Below are 15,506 nucleotides of genomic sequence, written 5' to 3'. Positions count from 1 at the left end.
GCACTTCCGCCTCCACCGCCATCAGCGCGGCGCCGGGGTCTCCGCGCGCCAGGTGCAGCCGCGCGGTCGTCAGGGCGCGTCCGGCCTCCCGTACGGGGTCCCGCATCGCGGGGTGCGACTCGGCCGACGAGTCGAGCAGGGCCTGGGCCCGTCCCAGCTCGTCGCGCTCCACGGCGACGGCGGCCAGGACGAGCCGTTCGACACCGGAACCGGACGGCCGGGGCAGACCGAACCGCTCCGTCTCCGCGAGAGCCTCGCGGGCCCTGCGTTCGGCCCGGTCGAGCCACCCGTCCAGATAGTCGATCAACGCCAGTCCGCCGAGTGAGTCCTCGCGCGGGAGTGCCGTGGCCGCGCCCGGGGCCGAGTCCGCCACCCTCGACAGGGCCTCCCGCGCCTCCTCGAAGCGCCCGGCCCACAGCCGCGCGGAGCCCACATGGTCCAACAGCAGCGCGGTGAGTTCGGGGTGCCGGTCCAGCAGTCCGGCGGGGACCGCGTCCCACAGTTCCCCGGCCGTCCGCGCCGCGTCCTCCGCCCGGTCCGGCGCACCGGCCAGCCGCGCGGCCAGGGCCTCCAGCAGGGCGCAGCTCAGCCGGGCGGCCGACCCGCCCGCCGTGCCGCCGTACTCCCCCAGTTCGTCCTGGGCGCGGCGCAGATGGCTCATCCCCGCGTCGAGTTCGCACCGGGCCAGCCGCCCGGCCGCCCGCACCAGCTCCGGGGCGGGCCCGGCACTGTCCCACCGCATCCGGGAGAACAGCCCGGCCACCGCGTCGGAACGCAGTCCGGTGAAGAACTGCCCGATGGCCAGGTCGTCGACCAGGGCACCGGCGGTGAACTCCCAGTCTCCGGCGGCGGCGCCGTGCCCGAGCGCCTCCGCGAGGTCCCCGGAGCGGCGCAGCCACCCGGCGGCCCGCCGGTGCAGCCCGGGTTGTTGACCGGGCCGGCGCATCCGCAGATGGGCGCGGAGGATCTCCGCGAACAGGGGGTGGAGCCGGTACAGCCCGTGCCCGACGTGCTCGACGAAGGCGTTGTCCCGGCTCAGCCGCACCAGAAGGGCGTCGGCGTCGTCGCGCCCGGTGACCGCGTTGGCCAGCCCGGAAGAGAAGCGGTCGAGCACGCTCACCCGCAGCAGCAGATCCTGCGTCGCGGCGTCCTGTCGCTTGAGCACCTCCGCCAGCAGGAAATCGGCGATCGCGCCGCGGTCCGCCTCGAACTCCTTGAGATACACCTCCGGATCCGGGCTCTCCCCCGCCGCCAGGGCGGACAGCCGCAGCCCGGCGGCCCACCCCCGGGTCCGCTCCACCAGGGCGCCCACGGCGGCCGGGGTCAGCCGCAGCCCGTGCAGCTCCATCAGCCGCTCCGCCTCGCCGGGGGTGAAGGCCAGCTCCGCGCCCCTGATCTCGGTCTGCTCTCCGGCGGCCCGGTAGCGGTGCAGGGGCATCAGCGGCTCCGTGCGGGTCACGAGGACCAGCCGCAGCCCCGGCCGGGCGTGGTGCTGTACGAACTCCAGCTGCTCGGCGATCTCCGGGGAGGTCACCCGGTCGAACTCGTCGAGCACGACGACCACGGGCCGCTCTCCGGCGCTCAGCCCCGCGGCGAGCCGGGTGCGCAGGGTGGGGCTCAGCCGGTTCGCGTCCGCCGGGAACCCGACGTCCGGGGGGAGCGGGACACCGGCGACGCGCAGGGCCTGCAACAGGTACGCCCAGAACATCCCCGGCGCGTCCCCGACGGCGTCGGTGGTGAGCCAGGCCACGTGCGGTCCGCCCGGCCGGTCCAGGTGCCTCACCCAGTCGGCGACCAGCAGGCTCTTCCCGGCCCCGGCTGCCCCGTTGACCATGGTCAGCGGGGTGCGCAGAGCCTCGTCGAGGTGCCGGGTCAGCCGGGGGCGCGGCAGGAACGTCACGGGACGCGCGGGAACGGCGAACCTCGTCCGCAGAAACGGGTCCCCGTGCGGGTCGACGAACCGTCTCCGCGAGGCCGCCTCCGCCCCTTGTCCATCGACTTTGGTCACGGCACCCACCGCCCCTGTTCTCTCTCCAGCCACGGCTGTGCGTCCTCCCAGCATCCACCCACAGGGGCCGCACGGCGCGCCGTGACCGAGGGGGCGGCTAGCGTCGTCGGTATGAGCGGCACTCCCTCCCTGGCCGAGGCACTCGCGGACGGCACGGTCGTCCTCGACGGCGGCATGTCGAACCAGCTCGCGTCGGCGGGGCACGACCTCAGCGACGAGTTGTGGTCGGCCCGGCTGCTCGCCGAGGACCCGGAGGCGGTGACGGCGGCCCACCTCGCGTACTTCGACGCGGGCGCGGATGTCGCGATCACGGCGAGCTACCAGGCGACGTTCGAGGGCTTCGCCCGGCGCGGGACCGGTCAGGACGAGGCGGCCGCGCTCCTCGCGCTGAGCGTCGAATGCGCCCGTACGGCGGCCCGGCGCTCCCGGACCTCCCGACCCCTCTGGGTGGCGGCCTCGGTCGGCCCGTACGGGGCGATGCTCGCGGACGGCTCGGAGTACCGGGGCCGCTACGGCCTGTCGGTCACGGAGCTGGAACGCTTCCACCGCCCCCGCATGGAGGTCCTGGCGGCAGCCGCTCCGGATGTCCTGGCCCTGGAGACCGTCCCCGACACGGACGAGGCGGAGGCCCTGCTGCGCGCCCTGCGCGGCCTCGGCGTACCCGCCTGGCTCTCCTACTCGGCGGCCGGCGACCGTACCCGGGCGGGCCAGCCCCTGGAGGACGCGTTCGCGCCGGCCGCGCGGGCGGACGAGGTGATCGCGGTCGGCGTGAACTGCTGCACACCGGAGGACGCCGACCACGCGGTCGCGCTCGCCGCCCGCGTGACCGGCAAACCGGTGGTGGTCTACCCCAACAGCGGGGAGGAGTGGGACGCGAGGGCCCGGAACTGGACCGGCACCCCTACCTTCACCGCCTCACGCGTCACGGGATGGCGGGAGTCGGGGGCCCGGCTGATCGGGGGCTGTTGCCGAGTGGGGCCGGAGACGATCTCGTCGGTCGCGGGCACGCTCTCTTGGTGAGGTCAGGGCGCAACGGGGAGGCTAGCGAGGTGCCGCGAGTACGTCCCGGAGTACGTTCTCGAGCGTGACGCGGGCCAGCTCGTGTCTCAGGGTCTCCTCGATGCCCTCGTAGATGCCCCGCATCGCCGGCTGGATGCCGTGACCCACCACGCATTCCTGGTCCGGGGTGGTGCGGTGCATCGCGAAGAGCGGGCCGGGTTCCACTGCCTCGTACACGTCGAGCAGGGTCATCGACTCCAGCTCACGCGCCAGCGACCAGCCCGCGCCCACGCCCCGCCGGGACTTCACGAGCCCGGCCCTGCGCAGCTCGCCGAGCAGCCGCCTGATCACCACGGGGTTGGTGTTCGCGCTGGTCGCGATCTGCTCGGAGGTGGCGACCTCATGCCCCCGGCGCTGGTAGAGACCGATCCAGGCCAGCGCGTGAGCGGCGATGGTCAACCTGCTGTTGGCACTCATGCCCCCTCCTCCCGGTCGCAATGCTTCATGTTACGACAGTGCGGTCGTAACAGCGAAAGTTGCGACAGGTGGTCGTAACAATTAACGTTGCGACTGCCAGGAAGGGTCAATCAACGAGGTGAGAAGAATGAGCAAGCCACTCATGGGCAAAGTCGCCCTGGTCACCGGGGGGTCGCGCGGACTGGGAGCCGCGACCGTACGACTGCTGGCCGAGCAGGGCGCAGACGTCGCCTTCACCTACGTCAGCTCCGAGAAGCAGGCGCAGGCCGTCGTCGACGAGGTGCACGGCAAGGGAGCCAAGGCCGTCGCCTTCCAGTCCGACCAGGCGGACACGAGCCGGGCGCCGGCGCTGATCGACGACGTGGTGGCGCACTTCGGCGGCCTGGACATCCTCGTCAACAACGCGGCGATCTCCGTGGCCGGCACGGTGGACGACCCGGACGCCGACACCGCCGCCCTGGACCGGATGCACGCCACCAACTACCTCGGCGTGATCGCCGTCATCCGGGCCGCCTCCCGAGTGCTGCGCACGGGCGGCCGCATCATCACGGTGAGTTCCGGACTGGGCTCCCGGGTCGGCACCCCCGGCCTTGCCGACTACTCGGCGACCAAGTCCGGGATCGAGAGGTACACCATGGGCGTCGCACGGGACCTCGGGCCCCGGAACATCACGGCCAACGTCGTGGAGGCCGGACTGATGGAGGGCGGCATGCAACCGCCGGACCCCGAGACCCTCAAAGTCCTGGTCAGATTGCTCTCCCTGCAGCGCATGGGGCACCCCGACGAGATCGCCGCAGCGATCGCCTTCCTCGCGAGCCCCGCCGCGTCGTACGTCACGGGCGCGGTGCTGGACGCCCACGGCGGCTACAACGCCTGAACGGGACCGCCTGCGCGCCCCGAAGGACATCGCGCCTTCGGGGCGCGCACCGCCGACGACCGCGACAAGGCGTGGTCATGGGGACGTCACCCGGCGACTCCCGCAGCGTCCGGCCAGGCCGGCGTCATACGCTGAGACTCGTAGGTGAGAGAGAGGATGCCGAGGTGGCCGGGACGACGACACTCACCGAGGTGACGGCCGAGCCGGCCGCGCTCGAGGACCCGAAGGTCCGCGCGGTGAACGAGAAGCACGGTGACGATCACGGGGTGAACCTCGGCAAGCTGCGGGCGGTCGGGAAGCGGTTGAGGACGCAGCAGGAACTGGCACGGCAGCTCTGGGGGACGGGGGACACCTCGGCGCGGCTGCTGGCGCTGCTGATCTGCCGGCCGAAGGCGTTCGAGCGCGGCGAGCTGGACGGCATGCTGCGTGAGGCGCGTACGCCCAAGGTGCAGGACTGGCTCGTCAACTACGTGGTGAAGAAGAGCCCGCACGGCGGGGAACTGTGCGTCGCCTGGTTCGTGGATCCCGATCCGGTGGTCGCGAGCGCCGGCTCGGGAAGGAAGGCATCGCGGTGCGGGAGCTGCTGGTGCACCGGGTCGAGGAGTACGCCCGCCACTGCGGGCACGCGGACCTGTTGCGTGAGTGCGTCGACGGGCGTGTGGGGCAGTAACGGGACTGCCGGGCGGTTCAGTTGCGGCGGAGGGCGCCCGTGCGGCGCAGACGGCGGACCACCGAGCGGATTTCGGGGGGCGGCTGGGCGGGGGCGGAGGCCTCCGGGGCGGTCCACAGGGCGAGTTCGCGGTCGCGCGGGCCCTGCACGGTGTGCGGGGCACCGTCGCCGAAGATCCGCACCGGGTGGTGGGCGTCCCACCGCTCCCACCCCGGCGAACCGTCGGTGGCGAACCGTACCCAGGCACCGTGCATCGCGTCGGAGAGTTCCTGCGGCGCGCCCTCGCCGGCGAGTTTGCGGGCGTCGGGTTCGTCGCCGCTGTCGAAGACGAACCCCAGTTCCAGGGCGTGGCAGGCACCCATGCCGGGGCGGCTGGAGGGCCACGCGAACTCGTAGACGTACGAGGGGTCCACGCGGCCGTCGGCCACGCGGTGCAGGGGTGCGCGCAGCAGGTGGTCGGTGACCATCTGGCCGACCGTCTCGGCGGTGCCGGCGCCGGGGTGCAGCGTGCGGTAGCCGCGCGGGACCTCGCTGCCGCAGCGGCAGCGGGCCATCGCGCCGGCCAGGGCGACCGTGCCGAGGCGGTCGACGCGTTCCAGGAGGCCGCCGGGGACCAGCCAGAGGCGGTACTCGTCGCGGGTCCAGCCGGTCAGGAGGTCGACGCCGGGGGCGGCGCCGTCGGTGAGTGCCTCCAGGGGGTCGCGCGGGACGAGGTCGCCGTCGACGACGACGCCGAAGGCGGGGCCGCCCAGTATCGGGCTGCTGAGGCGGCCGATGTCGGCCTGGACGCGGAGGAGTCGGCCGCGGTCGGCGGTGGCGAAGGCCTCGGCGGTGGCGGGTATCCTCAGGCGGTTGGCCATGCGGCGGACCATGCGCCGTACCTTTTCCCGGTCCGTGGTCTCGGGCGGGCCGCTCTGCAGGACCGCCCGGCGGACCAGGCCCCGCGCCTGCGGAGCGGCGAGGAGCGCGCCCGCGCTGATGGCTCCGGCGGACTGTCCGCCGAGGGTGACGCGGGCGGGGTCGCCGCCGAAGGCGGCTATCGACTCGTGGACCCAGCGGAGGGCGGCGAGCTGGTCGCGCAGGCCGGGGTTGGCGGGGGCGTCCGGGAAGAGGCCGTAGCCCTCGACGCCCAGGCGGTAGTTGAGTGACACGAACACCACGCCGTCGCGGGCGAAGGTGCGGCCGTCGTAGACGGGGACGGCGGAGGATCCTCTGGTCAGGGCTCCGCCGTGGAGCCACACGAGCACGGGGAGCCGGGGGACGGGGGACGGGTGCGGGGTCCACACGTTGAGGTTGAGGCAGTCGTCGCCGGGGATCTCCGGGTCGGAGAGGTACGAGGCGAAGGCCTCGGAGTACGGGGGTTTCGGGGCCGTCGGGCCGAAGGCGCCGGCGTCGCGCACACCGTCCCAGGGTTCCGGGGGGACGGGCGGGCGGAATCGGCGGGGGCCGAAGGGGGGTGCCGCGTAGGGAATGCCCCGGAAGACGGCGACGTCGCGTTCCCAGCGGCCGCCCACGGCGCCGTACGGAGTCCTGACCACGGGGTTCTCCCGGCCTGCCGTCATGTGCCCACCAGCCCTTCACGCGCTGTGCTCACGCACCGGCCCCGCGGTCGGGCCGTCGGCCCGAACCCACCGGTAGCACGTAGAGCACCCCAGCGCCCATCGGTATTCCTGTCCCGTGTGAGAGTTCTTCCCAGCCCGGTGTGCCGGACCTCCGGCAAGGAGGGCTTTCCCCTCGTTTCCCGTCCGGTGCTACGTGGGTTTCCGATGGCCCGTGCCTGCGCCGCCGGATACGTCCCCGGCCGATTCCCCGTGACACAGCTCACGGTGATGTGCGCCCCGATCTTGGAATGCGCGGCCCGGCGTTCTTGCTGCACTCCTTATGGGCTCACTCCGTCCATGGGCCTGCCCTGTCCCGGGGTGCGCCGGGCAATGGTGCTCAGCGCGACCGGAAACGAGAGCCGGGGACGACCGACGGCCTCGGTCATTCCCCTCCCTCGATCCCGGCCCGCTGTCTTCGAAAGGTTCTCCCGCACCATGCCCCTGGCTCTGCTGGCCCTGGCCGTCGTCGCGTTCGGTCTCGGCACGACCGAGTTCGCCACCATGGGGCTGCTGCCCCAGATCGCCGACGGGGTCGGCGTCTCCGTGCCGGACGCCGGCAACCTCGTCTCGGCCTACGCGCTCGGTGTCGTCGTCGGCGCCCCCGTGCTGACGGGCATCGGCGCGCGCATACCCCACAAACGGCTGCTGCTGCTCCTGACCGGGCTGTTCGTGGTCGGCAACGTCGCGTCCGCGCTCGCCCCCACCTACGGTCTGCTCTTCGGCGCGCGTTTCCTGACGGGGCTGCCGCACGGGGCGCTGTTCGGCGTGGGCGCCGTCGTGGCCTCCCGGCTGGTCGCCCCCGGCCGGGCCGCGCGCGCCGTGTCGAGGATGTTCCTCGGACTCACCGTCGCGAACATCGTCGGCGTCCCCGCCGGCACCGCCCTGGGCCAGCAGCTGGGCTGGCGGTCCGCCTTCGTCGCGATCGCCGTCATCGGCCTCGTCGCGCTCGCCGCGCTGGCCCTCTTCGTCCCCCACCAGCCCCGCGGCGGGCAGTCCGGTGTCCGGGGCGAGCTGCGGGCGATGGGCAACCGGCAGGTCGCGATCGGTCTGGCCGTCGCCGTGGTGGGATTCGGCGGCTTCTTCGCCGTCTACAGCTACCTGGTGCCCATCCTGACCAACGTGACGGGCATCTCCGACGCCTCGACCACCCTGGTCCTCGCGCTCTACGGCGTCGGCATGACGCTCGGCACGCTGATCGCGGGCCCGCTCACCGACCGCGCCCTGCGCCCGACGCTGTACGCCGGGCTCGCCCTGCTCGCCGCGGCGCTGGTGACGTTCTCCTTCACCGTCCACAGCCTCTGGCCCGCCCTGGTGACGATCACCTTCATCGGCGCGCTGGGCTCCCTCATCACCACGCCCGTCCAGATGCTGCTCATGGCCAAGGCGAAGGACGCCCCGACGATGGCGGCGGCCTCCAACCACTCCGCCTTCAACCTGGCCAACGCGGGCGGCGCCTGGCTCGGCGGTCTGGCCCTGTCGGCGGGCTGGGGCTGGACCTCGCCCGCCCTGGTCGGCGCCGTCCTCGCCGTGGCCGGCCTCGGCCTCGCCGTCACGGGCGGCATACTGAACCGGGACGGCGGCCGCTCCGAGGTGACCACCGCGTCCGGCACCGGGACCCCGGCGGAAGCCGGCAGGGTCGTCAAGGCCGCCCACCTCCCGGACTGACCCGCTCCCCCGCCCCGGCCGCCGCCCAGCTGATCCCGCCGCGCAGGTGGGCGCGGAAGGCGGGGTCGCCGTAGGCCTCGGCGGCATGCCCGAGCGCGGTGTAGAAGACCCGGCCGGCCCCCTGGTCACGGCACCACGCCAGGGGGTGGTCGGGGCCCATTCCGCCTCCCTCGTACGACGACTCGTCGGCCGAGACGAGGACCCGGGCGCCGGCCCGCGGGCTGGTGCGGAAGTCGTACCACTCGTCGGTGAACTCCCAGACAGCGGGCAGGTGCCGGGTCGCCGGATGGTCGTGGTCCTCGACGACGGCGCGCCCCGGCTGGAGGGCCGGGTGCCGGTCGAAGCGGGCGCCGAGGAGCTCGCGGTAGTACGGCCAGTCGTACTCCGTGCAGGCGGCGGCGTGTACGCCCACGAACCCGCCGCCCTCCTCTACGTACCCGGCCAGCCGCTCGCGTCCGGCCGGGGTGAGCACCTCGCCGCTGGTGGAGAGGAAGACGACGGCGGCGTACCGGCCGAGTGGTGCCTCGAGGGCCCGGGGGTCCTCGGTGGCCTCGACGTCGAAGGCGCCGAGGCCGCGCAGGGCGGCGAGGCCGGCCGGAATGGAATCGTGCCGGTAGTCGGTTGTGCGCGTGTAGACCAGGAGGGCGGGGGCGGTCATGCGCCGGAGCCTACGGCGGGCTCCGGACGCGCGCGTGCGCCGGGCGTCGCGGCCCCGGCGCCGTGTCCTCTTGACGTTGATGTCGAACAGCTCGTCGTACTCCTTCTCGGTGGTCGACCCTAAGGGCGTCGGGCGTGTGACGCCGGCGTTGATGAACAGGCCGTCGACCGTGCCGAGTGCGTCCTTCACCCGGTGGGCCAGATACCCCGCGGATCCGGTCCGGCCGGTGTCCGATTCCTTCAAGACCCGGCCGGCGGGCCGGCCCTACGGTGGGGCGCATGAGCGCACGATTCGATGCCATCGGAATGGTCGTCTCGGACATGGCCGCCTCCGTCGCCTTCTACCGGCGGCTCGGGTTCGCCTTCCCCGACGGGGCCGAGACACAGGGACATGTGGAAGCGGAACTGCCGGGCGGGCTGCGGTTCATGATGGACACGGAGGAGGTGGTCCGGTCCTTCCACACGGGGTTCGAGCCGCCGACGGGCGGGGGCAGGACCTCGCTCGCGCTGCGGTGTGACAGTCCGGCGGAGGTCGACGCCCTGTTCGCGGAGATGGTCGACGCGGGCAGCCGTGTCGAACTCAAGCCGTGGGACGCGGTGTGGGGACAGCGCTACGCCGTCCTCCTCGACCCGGACGGCAACGGCGTGGACCTGTTCGCCCCACTACCGGCGGACGAGTAGCTCGCTCAGCGACAGCCCTGTCAACGTCCGTACGTCACGCGCGAGATGAGGCTGATCCGCGTATCCGCTGCGGGTCGCCGTCTCCGCGAAGGGGACGCCCGCCAGGGCCAGGGCCAGGGCGCGGCGCAGACGGAGGATGCGGGCCAGGGTCTTCGGGCCGTAGCCGAACGCCGTCAGGGAACGGCGGTGCAACTGGCGTGCGCCAACGCCCAGTTCGTCGGCGGTCGCGGCGACCGGGCGGCCCTCGGCGAGGGCCGCCACGAGACGGCCGAGCAGGGGGTCGGGCGGGGCGGTCTCCGCTGCCAGGCGCAGGGCCAGGTCCTCCAGGCCGCGCACCGGGTCGTCCGCCGCGTCGACCCGGTCGGTGAGGCGGCGTACGTCCGCCGCGGGCCACAGGTCGGCCAGGTCGACGCGGCGGTCGCGCAGTTCGTGGGCGGGGACGCCCAGCAGGGCGGGCGCCGTGCCGGGAGGGAAGCGGATGCCCGTCCAGGTGGCCGGCGGCCCCCCGGTGACGTGCGCCCGGGTGTCGGGGCCGGCGACCAGCAGCCGGCCCTCCTTCCAGAGCAGGTCCATGCAGCCGTCGGGCAGCACTCTGCCCTCCCCGCTGCCGGAGGGCGAGTTGGTCCACACGACCGCGCCCGTCAGCCGTGACGCCCGCTCCCTGTACACGTCGTCCAGGTTACGCCGGGCGGGTCCGCCACTCCTGGGGGCTGACGCCGTAGGCCCGTTTGAAGGCGGTGGACAGAGCGAAGGCGCTGCCGTAACCGACCTGGCGGGCGATCGCGCCGATGGTGTCGTCGGTGTCGTGGAGGCGGTCCGCGGCGAGGGCGAGGCGCCACCCGGTGAGGTACGTCATCGGGGGTTCGCCGACGAGCCGCGTGAAGCGGCGGGCCAGCGCGGCGCGGGAGACACCGGCCTTCGCGGCGAGTCCGGCGACCGTCCACGGGTGGGCGGGATCGTCCTGGAGCAGCCGTACGACCGGACCGACGACCGGGTCCGCCCGCGCCCGGTACCAGGCGGGCGGTTCCGCCTCCGGCCGGTCGAACCAGGTCCGCAGCGCCGCGATGACCAGCAGGTCGAGCAGCCGGTCCAGGACGACCTCCTGACCGGGTGCGTCGCGGACGATCTCCTCCATGAGGAAGGGGGTGAGCGGGCAGTCCCACACCTCGGCGGTGAGGGAGAGCAGTGGCGGCAGCGCGTCCAGCAGCCGTCCGCCGATCTCGCCGCGCATCTGGTAGGTGCCGATCAGCATCACCGTCGCGCCGTCCGGGCGGTCGCCCCAGGTGCGGACGCCGAGGTCCATGACGCCGTTCAGGGGCCGTCCGTCGGGGTAGTGGCACTCGCCGCCGGGGAGGATCAGGGCCTGGGGGGCCGTTCCCGGGTCGTCGGCGCAGGTGTACGGGGCCGGACCGCGCGCGATGACGAGGTCGCCGGGGCTCATCAGGAGGCGTCCGGCCTCGTCCGGCACGATCCACGCCCGGCCGCGGACGAGGAGCATCACCGTCAGCGGGGCGCGGTCCTCCACGCGGACCGCCCACGGCGGGGCGAAACACGCGCGGATCATGAACGCGCCGCGGGCCCGGGGGCCTTCGAGCAGGCCGGTGAGTGCGTCCATGAGGTCAGCGTAGACGCGGGCCTATGGGGATGAGCCGTTCGACGATGGTCGCGTGCGCCGTACCGGAGTTGACTCGGTGGCATGACGGATGACGTGAAGAGTGCGAAGGACATGACCCTGGTCGTCACGGGTGCCTCGGGGCGTACCGGGAGCCGGGTGGCTCGCTCCGCCGAGGCGGCGGGGCTGACGGTACGGGCGGCGTCGCGGGCGACCGGCTTCGACTGGGAGGACCGGTCGACCTGGGCGGACACGCTGCGCGGGGCGGACGCGGCGTATCTGGCGCACCCCGCCGATGTCGGCGCTCCGGGGACGGCGGAGGCGGTCGGTGAGCTGGCCGGGGTGGCGCTGGGCCTGAGGGTGCGGCGGCTGGTGCTGCTGTCGGCGCGGGGCGAGGACCAGGCGTTGCCCACCGAGGAGGCGCTGCGTGCGTCGGGCGCGGACTGGACGGTCGTACGGGCCGCCTGGTTCGCGCAGAACTTCAGCGAGGGGCCGTTGCTGGACGAGATGCTGCGCGGGGAACTGGTGTTTCCCGCGGGTGAGGTGGCGGAGCCGTTCGTGGACGTACGGGATATAGCGGAGGTGGTGGTGGCCGCGGTGACGGGCGGGGAGCGGTATGCGGGGCGGACGCTCACGGTGACGGGACCCCGGCTGCTGACCTGGCGGGAGGCGGTGGCGGAGATCGCGGCGGCGACGGGGCGGGCGCTGGCCTACCGGTCCGTGCCGGTCCAGGACTACGGCGAGGCGCTGGTGGGCTTCGGGGTTCCGCCGGAGGAGGCCGCGTTCCTCACCGGGGTGTTCGCGACCCTGCTGGACGGACGTAACGCGCACGTGGAGGACGGGGTGCGGCAGGTGCTGGGCCGCGAGCCGCGGGACTTCGGGGACTTCGTGGCGGAAGGGGCGGCGGCCGGAACGTGGGCGGTGTGAGCCGGGGCGGGGGGTGTTGCCTGGTTGATTCGCCCCCGCCGCCCCTTCCCGTCCCGCCCCCCGGGGGCGCTGCCCCCGGACCCCCGCTCCTCAAACTCCCCCAAAGGGGGGACCCCCCAGAGGGGCTGACGGAAGGGCTGGAACGGGTCACTTCTCCTCGGAGAGCGGGGGGTCGTCGTGTTTCGGGTGGGGGGGCTTCGCGTGGGTGCGCAGGCGGGCCGTGACGTCCTCCGGGGGGAGGAAGCGGGACCAGCGTTCGGGGAACTCGGAGGGCATGTCGGGGTCGGGATCCGCCTCGCCTGCCGTGGCGGCGGTGCGGGCGACGTACTCGGCGACCTGTGCCTGCCGCAGCCGCTCGTTCGCCTCGCGGGCCGCCGCCGTCGCGGCGGCCGGCCAGACGCGGTCGATCGCCGCGTTGACGGCGGCGCCGACGAGCACGGCGAACGCGGAGACCCCGATCCACAGCAGGACCGCGACGGGGGCGGCGAGGGAGCCGTAGATGGTGGGGCCCTCGACGGTGTTGGTCAGGTAGATCCGCAGCAGGAAGCTGCCGAGCACCCACATGCCGAGGGCGACCAGCGCGCCGGGCACGTCCTCGATCCAGGGCGAGCGCACGGGTACGGAGACGTGGTAGAGCGTGGTCAGGAAGGCGACGGACAGCAGGATCACGACCGGCCAGTACAGGATCTGGACGAGCGTCGTCGACCAGGGCACGATCTCCACGACCGCGTCCGGCCCCGCGACCATCAGCGGCAGCGCGATCGAGCCGATCAGCAGGGCCACGATGAACAGCAGGAAGGCCAGCAGCCGGGTCTTCACGATGCCCCGGACGCCGTCGAGGCCGTACATGACGGTGATGGTCTCGATGAAGACGTTCACCGCGCGGGAGCCCGACCACACGGCGATCAGGAAGCCCAGGGAGATCACGTCGGGCCGGCCGCCCTTGGTCACGTCCCGCAGGATCGGCTCCGCGATCTGGCTCACGCCCCGGTCGGAGAGGACCGTGCGGGAGGCGTCGAGGAGGTTGCGCTGCAGGCTCTGGATGGTGTCGGCGCCGGTCCAGGCGTCGACGTAGCCGAGCAGGCCGATCATGCTGAGCAGCAGCGGGGGCACCGACAGCAGCGTGAAGAACGCCGCCTCGGCCGCCAGACCCAGGATGCGGTACTCCATGCAGGAATTGACGGTGTCCTTGAGCAGCAGCCAGGCGGTCCTGCGCTTGGAGACATTCCGGTAGAGGGCCCGTGCCCGGTGGAGGCGGCCGGAGGGCTCGTCTGGGGGTTCACTTGCTGGCTGCACGGACCAAAGGTATCCGTCGTGCCTGGTCGCACTCACCCGGAGGCGGGATCGCCGCGTGAGGCGGGCCCTCGGCGGGGTACGTTCGGGACATGGCAGGCACCACGCACACCGTGACCAACCAGGCTCCCCCACTCGTGCAGTACGACGTCTTCGGCGCCGACCGGGCTCTGGTGGAGGCGGTCGAGCGGCATCTGGCGGCGGACGTGCTGGACGAGGGGCTGACCGAGCTGTCGGGGCTCGGGCGGACCGTCGGGTCCGCGCAGGTACAGGAGTGGGGAGCGCAGGCCAACGAGAATCCGCCGCGGCTGCGCACCCACGACCGCTACGGTCACCGGATCGACGAGGTCGACTTCCATCCCTCCTGGCACCGGCTGCTCGGCAAGGGGGTCTCGGCGGGGCTGACGGGGGCGTGGGGGCGGCCGGGCGGTCATGTGCGGCGGGCGGCGGCGTTCCTGATGTGGACGCAGGCGGAGGCCGGCAACGGGTGCCCGCTGTCGATGACCCACGCGGCGGTGCCCGCGCTGCGTACGGAGCCGGCGCTGGCGGCGGAGTGGGAGCCCCGGCTGGCGTCGACCGTCTACGACCGCGCCCTGCGGCCCCCCGGGCAGAAGCCCGGCGCGCTGTTCGGGATGGGCATGACGGAGAAGCAGGGCGGCAGCGACGTACGGGCGAACACGACGGCCGCGCGGCCGCTGGCCGAGGACGGCGCGTACGAGCTGACCGGGCACAAGTGGTTCTGCTCGGCGCCGATGTCGGACGCCTTCCTGGTGCTGGCGCGGGCGCCCGGGGGCCTCACGTGTTTCCTGGCGCCGCGGGTGCTGGCGGACGGCACGCGCAACGTGTTCCTCATCCAGCGGCTCAAGGACAAGCTGGGCAACCGGTCCAACGCCTCCGCCGAGGTCGAGTTCGCCGGGACGTGGGCGCGCCGGGTGGGCGAGGAGGGGAGCGGGGTGCGCACCATCATCGGGATGGTGGCGGCGACCCGGCTCGACTGCGTGCTGGGCTCGGCGGGGCTGATGCGGCAGGCCGTGGCGCAGGCGGTGCACCACTGCACGCACCGCGAGGCGTTCGGCGGCAAGCTCGTCGACAAGCCGCTGATGCGCAACGTACTGGCCGATCTGGCGCTGGAGTCGGAGGCGGCCACCACGCTGGCGCTGCGGCTGGCGGCGGCGTACGACGACGGCGGTGACCGGGAGCGGGCGCTGCTGCGGATCGCGGTGCCGGCGGCGAAGTACTGGGTGACCAAGCGGTGCGCGCCGCTCGCGGTGGAGGCGGCGGAGTGCCTGGGCGGCAACGGGTACGTGGAGGAGTCGGGGATGCCCCGGCTGGTGCGGGAGTCGCCGCTGAACTCGGTCTGGGAGGGCGCGGGCAACGTCCAGGCTCTGGACGTGCTGCGGGCGCTGCGCCGCGAGCCGGAGGCACTCGACGCGTATCTGCGGGAGGTCGGGCGGGCGCGCGGGGCCGACCACCGGCTGGACGCGGCGGTCAAGGACCTGCTGACGGAACTGGCGGATCTGGAGGGCGTCGAGGGGCGGGCCCGGCGGCTGGTGGAGCGGCTGGCGCTGGTGCTCCAGGGGTCGCTGCTGGTGCGCTACGCGCCGCCGGAGGTGTCGGACGCGTTCTGCGCGGGACGGCTGGGCGGCGACGCGGGCGCGTCGTTCGGGACGCTGCCGCACACCCTGGATCTGGCGTCGGTGGTGGAGCGGGCCCGGCCCGTCTCCTGAACTGTACGGGGAGGCGGACGCCGACCCCAGGGGCGCGGGGAACTGCGCGACCGGCCACCCCCTGCCCGCAGCCGCCGACGCGCAGCAAGCCGCACCCCGTGCCGCGCGCGCAGGTCCGGCCGGCAGGCGAACGCGGGGGTGGTGCTGCGCCGACACGGCACCACCCCCGCCGCACGGGCCCCTTGAGAGCCGTGGACGCCGCTCGGGACGGCGTCGCTCAATCTTCAAACAGTCCCCGGCGGTCCACCAGGGTTGCAGGGGGTTGCAACTTGCTGTTCCCGTCCCTGTACTGAGCGTCTCCACCGGGGGCAG

The 15,506-nt window shown here is 73.6% G+C and carries 13 protein-coding genes and 2 pseudogenes; 8 read left to right on the top strand and 7 right to left on the bottom strand.

What is annotated here, in order from left to right; translation table 11 throughout:
- The coding region (locus B9S61_RS14190) for an AAA family ATPase (RefSeq protein ID WP_374936210.1) at positions 1–2,062 on the bottom strand (2,062 nt) is incomplete at its 3' end.
- Positions 2,063–2,119: 57 nt separating this feature from the next.
- On the opposite strand from B9S61_RS14190, the gene mmuM reads away from it, so the two are divergent.
- On the top strand, positions 2,120–3,028 hold the full coding sequence (mmuM, locus tag B9S61_RS14185) for a homocysteine S-methyltransferase (RefSeq protein WP_103542577.1): 909 nt from the start codon (positions 2,120–2,122) through the stop codon (positions 3,026–3,028).
- Between the two features lie 21 nt (positions 3,029–3,049).
- Here mmuM and B9S61_RS14180 read toward each other — a convergent pair whose 3' ends face one another.
- The gene (locus B9S61_RS14180) at positions 3,050–3,484 is read right to left on the bottom strand and encodes an Rrf2 family transcriptional regulator (RefSeq protein WP_103542576.1); all 435 of its coding nucleotides are present in this window, start codon (positions 3,482–3,484) and stop codon (positions 3,050–3,052) included.
- A 127-nt stretch (positions 3,485–3,611) separates the two neighbouring features.
- Between B9S61_RS14180 and B9S61_RS14175 the strand changes: the two genes are divergently transcribed.
- From B9S61_RS14175 to B9S61_RS14165, 3 genes and pseudogenes are all read left to right on the top strand, one after another.
- Positions 3,612–4,361, top strand: a complete 750-nt coding sequence (locus tag B9S61_RS14175; protein ID WP_103542575.1) for an SDR family NAD(P)-dependent oxidoreductase — start codon at positions 3,612–3,614, stop codon at positions 4,359–4,361.
- Between the two features lie 164 nt (positions 4,362–4,525).
- Positions 4,526–4,912 (top strand): annotated as a pseudogene (locus B9S61_RS14170) (DNA alkylation repair protein); the annotation flags it as partial.
- Positions 4,909–5,031: pseudogene (locus tag B9S61_RS14165) on the top strand (DUF664 domain-containing protein); the annotation flags it as partial. The pseudogenes B9S61_RS14170 and B9S61_RS14165, both read left to right, overlap by 4 nt.
- 17 nt (positions 5,032–5,048) lie before the next feature.
- Here the strand turns inward: B9S61_RS14165 and B9S61_RS14160 are convergent.
- Entirely contained in the window at positions 5,049–6,593 is a 1,545-nt protein-coding gene (locus B9S61_RS14160; protein ID WP_103542574.1) for a carboxylesterase/lipase family protein, read from the bottom strand.
- A 474-nt stretch (positions 6,594–7,067) separates the two neighbouring features.
- Between B9S61_RS14160 and B9S61_RS14155 the strand changes: the two genes are divergently transcribed.
- On the top strand, positions 7,068–8,297 hold the full coding sequence (locus B9S61_RS14155) for an MFS transporter (RefSeq protein WP_103542573.1): 1,230 nt from the start codon (positions 7,068–7,070) through the stop codon (positions 8,295–8,297).
- Here B9S61_RS14155 and B9S61_RS14150 read toward each other — a convergent pair.
- Positions 8,272–8,955, bottom strand: coding sequence for a ThuA domain-containing protein (locus B9S61_RS14150; RefSeq protein ID WP_103542580.1), 684 nt, complete (start codon positions 8,953–8,955; stop codon positions 8,272–8,274). The two genes, B9S61_RS14155 and B9S61_RS14150, sit on opposite strands and share 26 nt — an antisense overlap.
- A 278-nt stretch (positions 8,956–9,233) precedes the next feature.
- On the opposite strand from B9S61_RS14150, the gene B9S61_RS14145 reads away from it, so the two are divergent.
- Complete coding sequence (locus tag B9S61_RS14145; RefSeq protein WP_103542572.1) at positions 9,234–9,635, top strand: VOC family protein; 402 nt, start codon at positions 9,234–9,236, stop codon at positions 9,633–9,635.
- Here the strand turns inward: B9S61_RS14145 and B9S61_RS14140 are convergent.
- Both B9S61_RS14140 and B9S61_RS14135 read right to left on the bottom strand, forming a co-directional pair.
- Entirely contained in the window at positions 9,618–10,304 is a 687-nt protein-coding gene (locus tag B9S61_RS14140; RefSeq protein WP_103542571.1) for a helix-turn-helix domain-containing protein, read from the bottom strand. The two genes, B9S61_RS14145 and B9S61_RS14140, sit on opposite strands and share 18 nt — an antisense overlap.
- Before the next feature lie 10 nt (positions 10,305–10,314).
- A complete protein-coding gene (locus tag B9S61_RS14135) occupies positions 10,315–11,250 on the bottom strand; it encodes an AraC family transcriptional regulator (protein WP_103542570.1) in 936 nt (311 codons plus the stop codon).
- An 81-nt stretch (positions 11,251–11,331) separates the two neighbouring features.
- Between B9S61_RS14135 and B9S61_RS14130 the strand changes: the two genes are divergently transcribed.
- On the top strand, positions 11,332–12,174 hold the full coding sequence (locus B9S61_RS14130) for an NmrA family transcriptional regulator (protein ID WP_103542569.1): 843 nt from the start codon (positions 11,332–11,334) through the stop codon (positions 12,172–12,174).
- A gap of 147 nt (positions 12,175–12,321) precedes the next feature.
- Here the strand turns inward: B9S61_RS14130 and B9S61_RS14120 are convergent, their stop codons facing one another.
- Positions 12,322–13,470 (bottom strand): YihY/virulence factor BrkB family protein, encoded by a 1,149-nt coding sequence (locus B9S61_RS14120; protein ID WP_103542567.1) that lies wholly within the window; start codon positions 13,468–13,470, stop codon positions 12,322–12,324.
- 89 nt (positions 13,471–13,559) lie between these two features.
- Here B9S61_RS14120 and B9S61_RS14115 point away from each other — a divergent pair, with 89 nt between their 5' ends.
- Positions 13,560–15,194: an acyl-CoA dehydrogenase family protein gene (locus B9S61_RS14115; protein ID WP_103542566.1), complete on the top strand. Its 1,635-nt coding sequence runs from the start codon at positions 13,560–13,562 to the stop codon at positions 15,192–15,194.
- The last annotated feature ends 312 nt before the right edge of the window (positions 15,195–15,506 follow it).

This window comes from Streptomyces sp. SM1 (genome assembly GCF_002910825.1).
Taxonomy (GTDB): Bacteria; Actinomycetota; Actinomycetes; order Streptomycetales; family Streptomycetaceae; genus Streptomyces; species Streptomyces okerensis.
The sequence above is the reverse complement of the archived record's forward strand: the minus strand, read 5'-3'. Positions and strand labels throughout refer to the sequence as shown.

Excerpts from the sequence above, each read along its gene's own strand:
- B9S61_RS14130 (WP_103542569.1), top strand. The coding sequence starts at position 11,332 with ATGACGGATGACGTGAAGAGTGCGAAGGACATGACCCTGGTCGTCACG.
- B9S61_RS14175 (WP_103542575.1), top strand. The coding sequence starts at position 3,612 with ATGAGCAAGCCACTCATGGGCAAAGTCGCCCTGGTCACCGGGGGGTCG.
- B9S61_RS14145 (WP_103542572.1), top strand. The coding sequence starts at position 9,234 with ATGAGCGCACGATTCGATGCCATCGGAATGGTCGTCTCGGACATGGCC.
- B9S61_RS14160 (WP_103542574.1), bottom strand. The coding sequence starts at position 6,593 with ATGACGGCAGGCCGGGAGAACCCCGTGGTCAGGACTCCGTACGGCGCC.
- B9S61_RS14155 (WP_103542573.1), top strand. The coding sequence starts at position 7,068 with ATGCCCCTGGCTCTGCTGGCCCTGGCCGTCGTCGCGTTCGGTCTCGGC.
- mmuM (WP_103542577.1), top strand. The coding sequence starts at position 2,120 with ATGAGCGGCACTCCCTCCCTGGCCGAGGCACTCGCGGACGGCACGGTC.
- B9S61_RS14135 (WP_103542570.1), bottom strand. The coding sequence starts at position 11,250 with ATGGACGCACTCACCGGCCTGCTCGAAGGCCCCCGGGCCCGCGGCGCG.
- B9S61_RS14115 (WP_103542566.1), top strand. The coding sequence starts at position 13,560 with ATGGCAGGCACCACGCACACCGTGACCAACCAGGCTCCCCCACTCGTG.
- B9S61_RS14180 (WP_103542576.1), bottom strand. The coding sequence starts at position 3,484 with ATGAGTGCCAACAGCAGGTTGACCATCGCCGCTCACGCGCTGGCCTGG.
- B9S61_RS14150 (WP_103542580.1), bottom strand. The coding sequence starts at position 8,955 with ATGACCGCCCCCGCCCTCCTGGTCTACACGCGCACAACCGACTACCGG.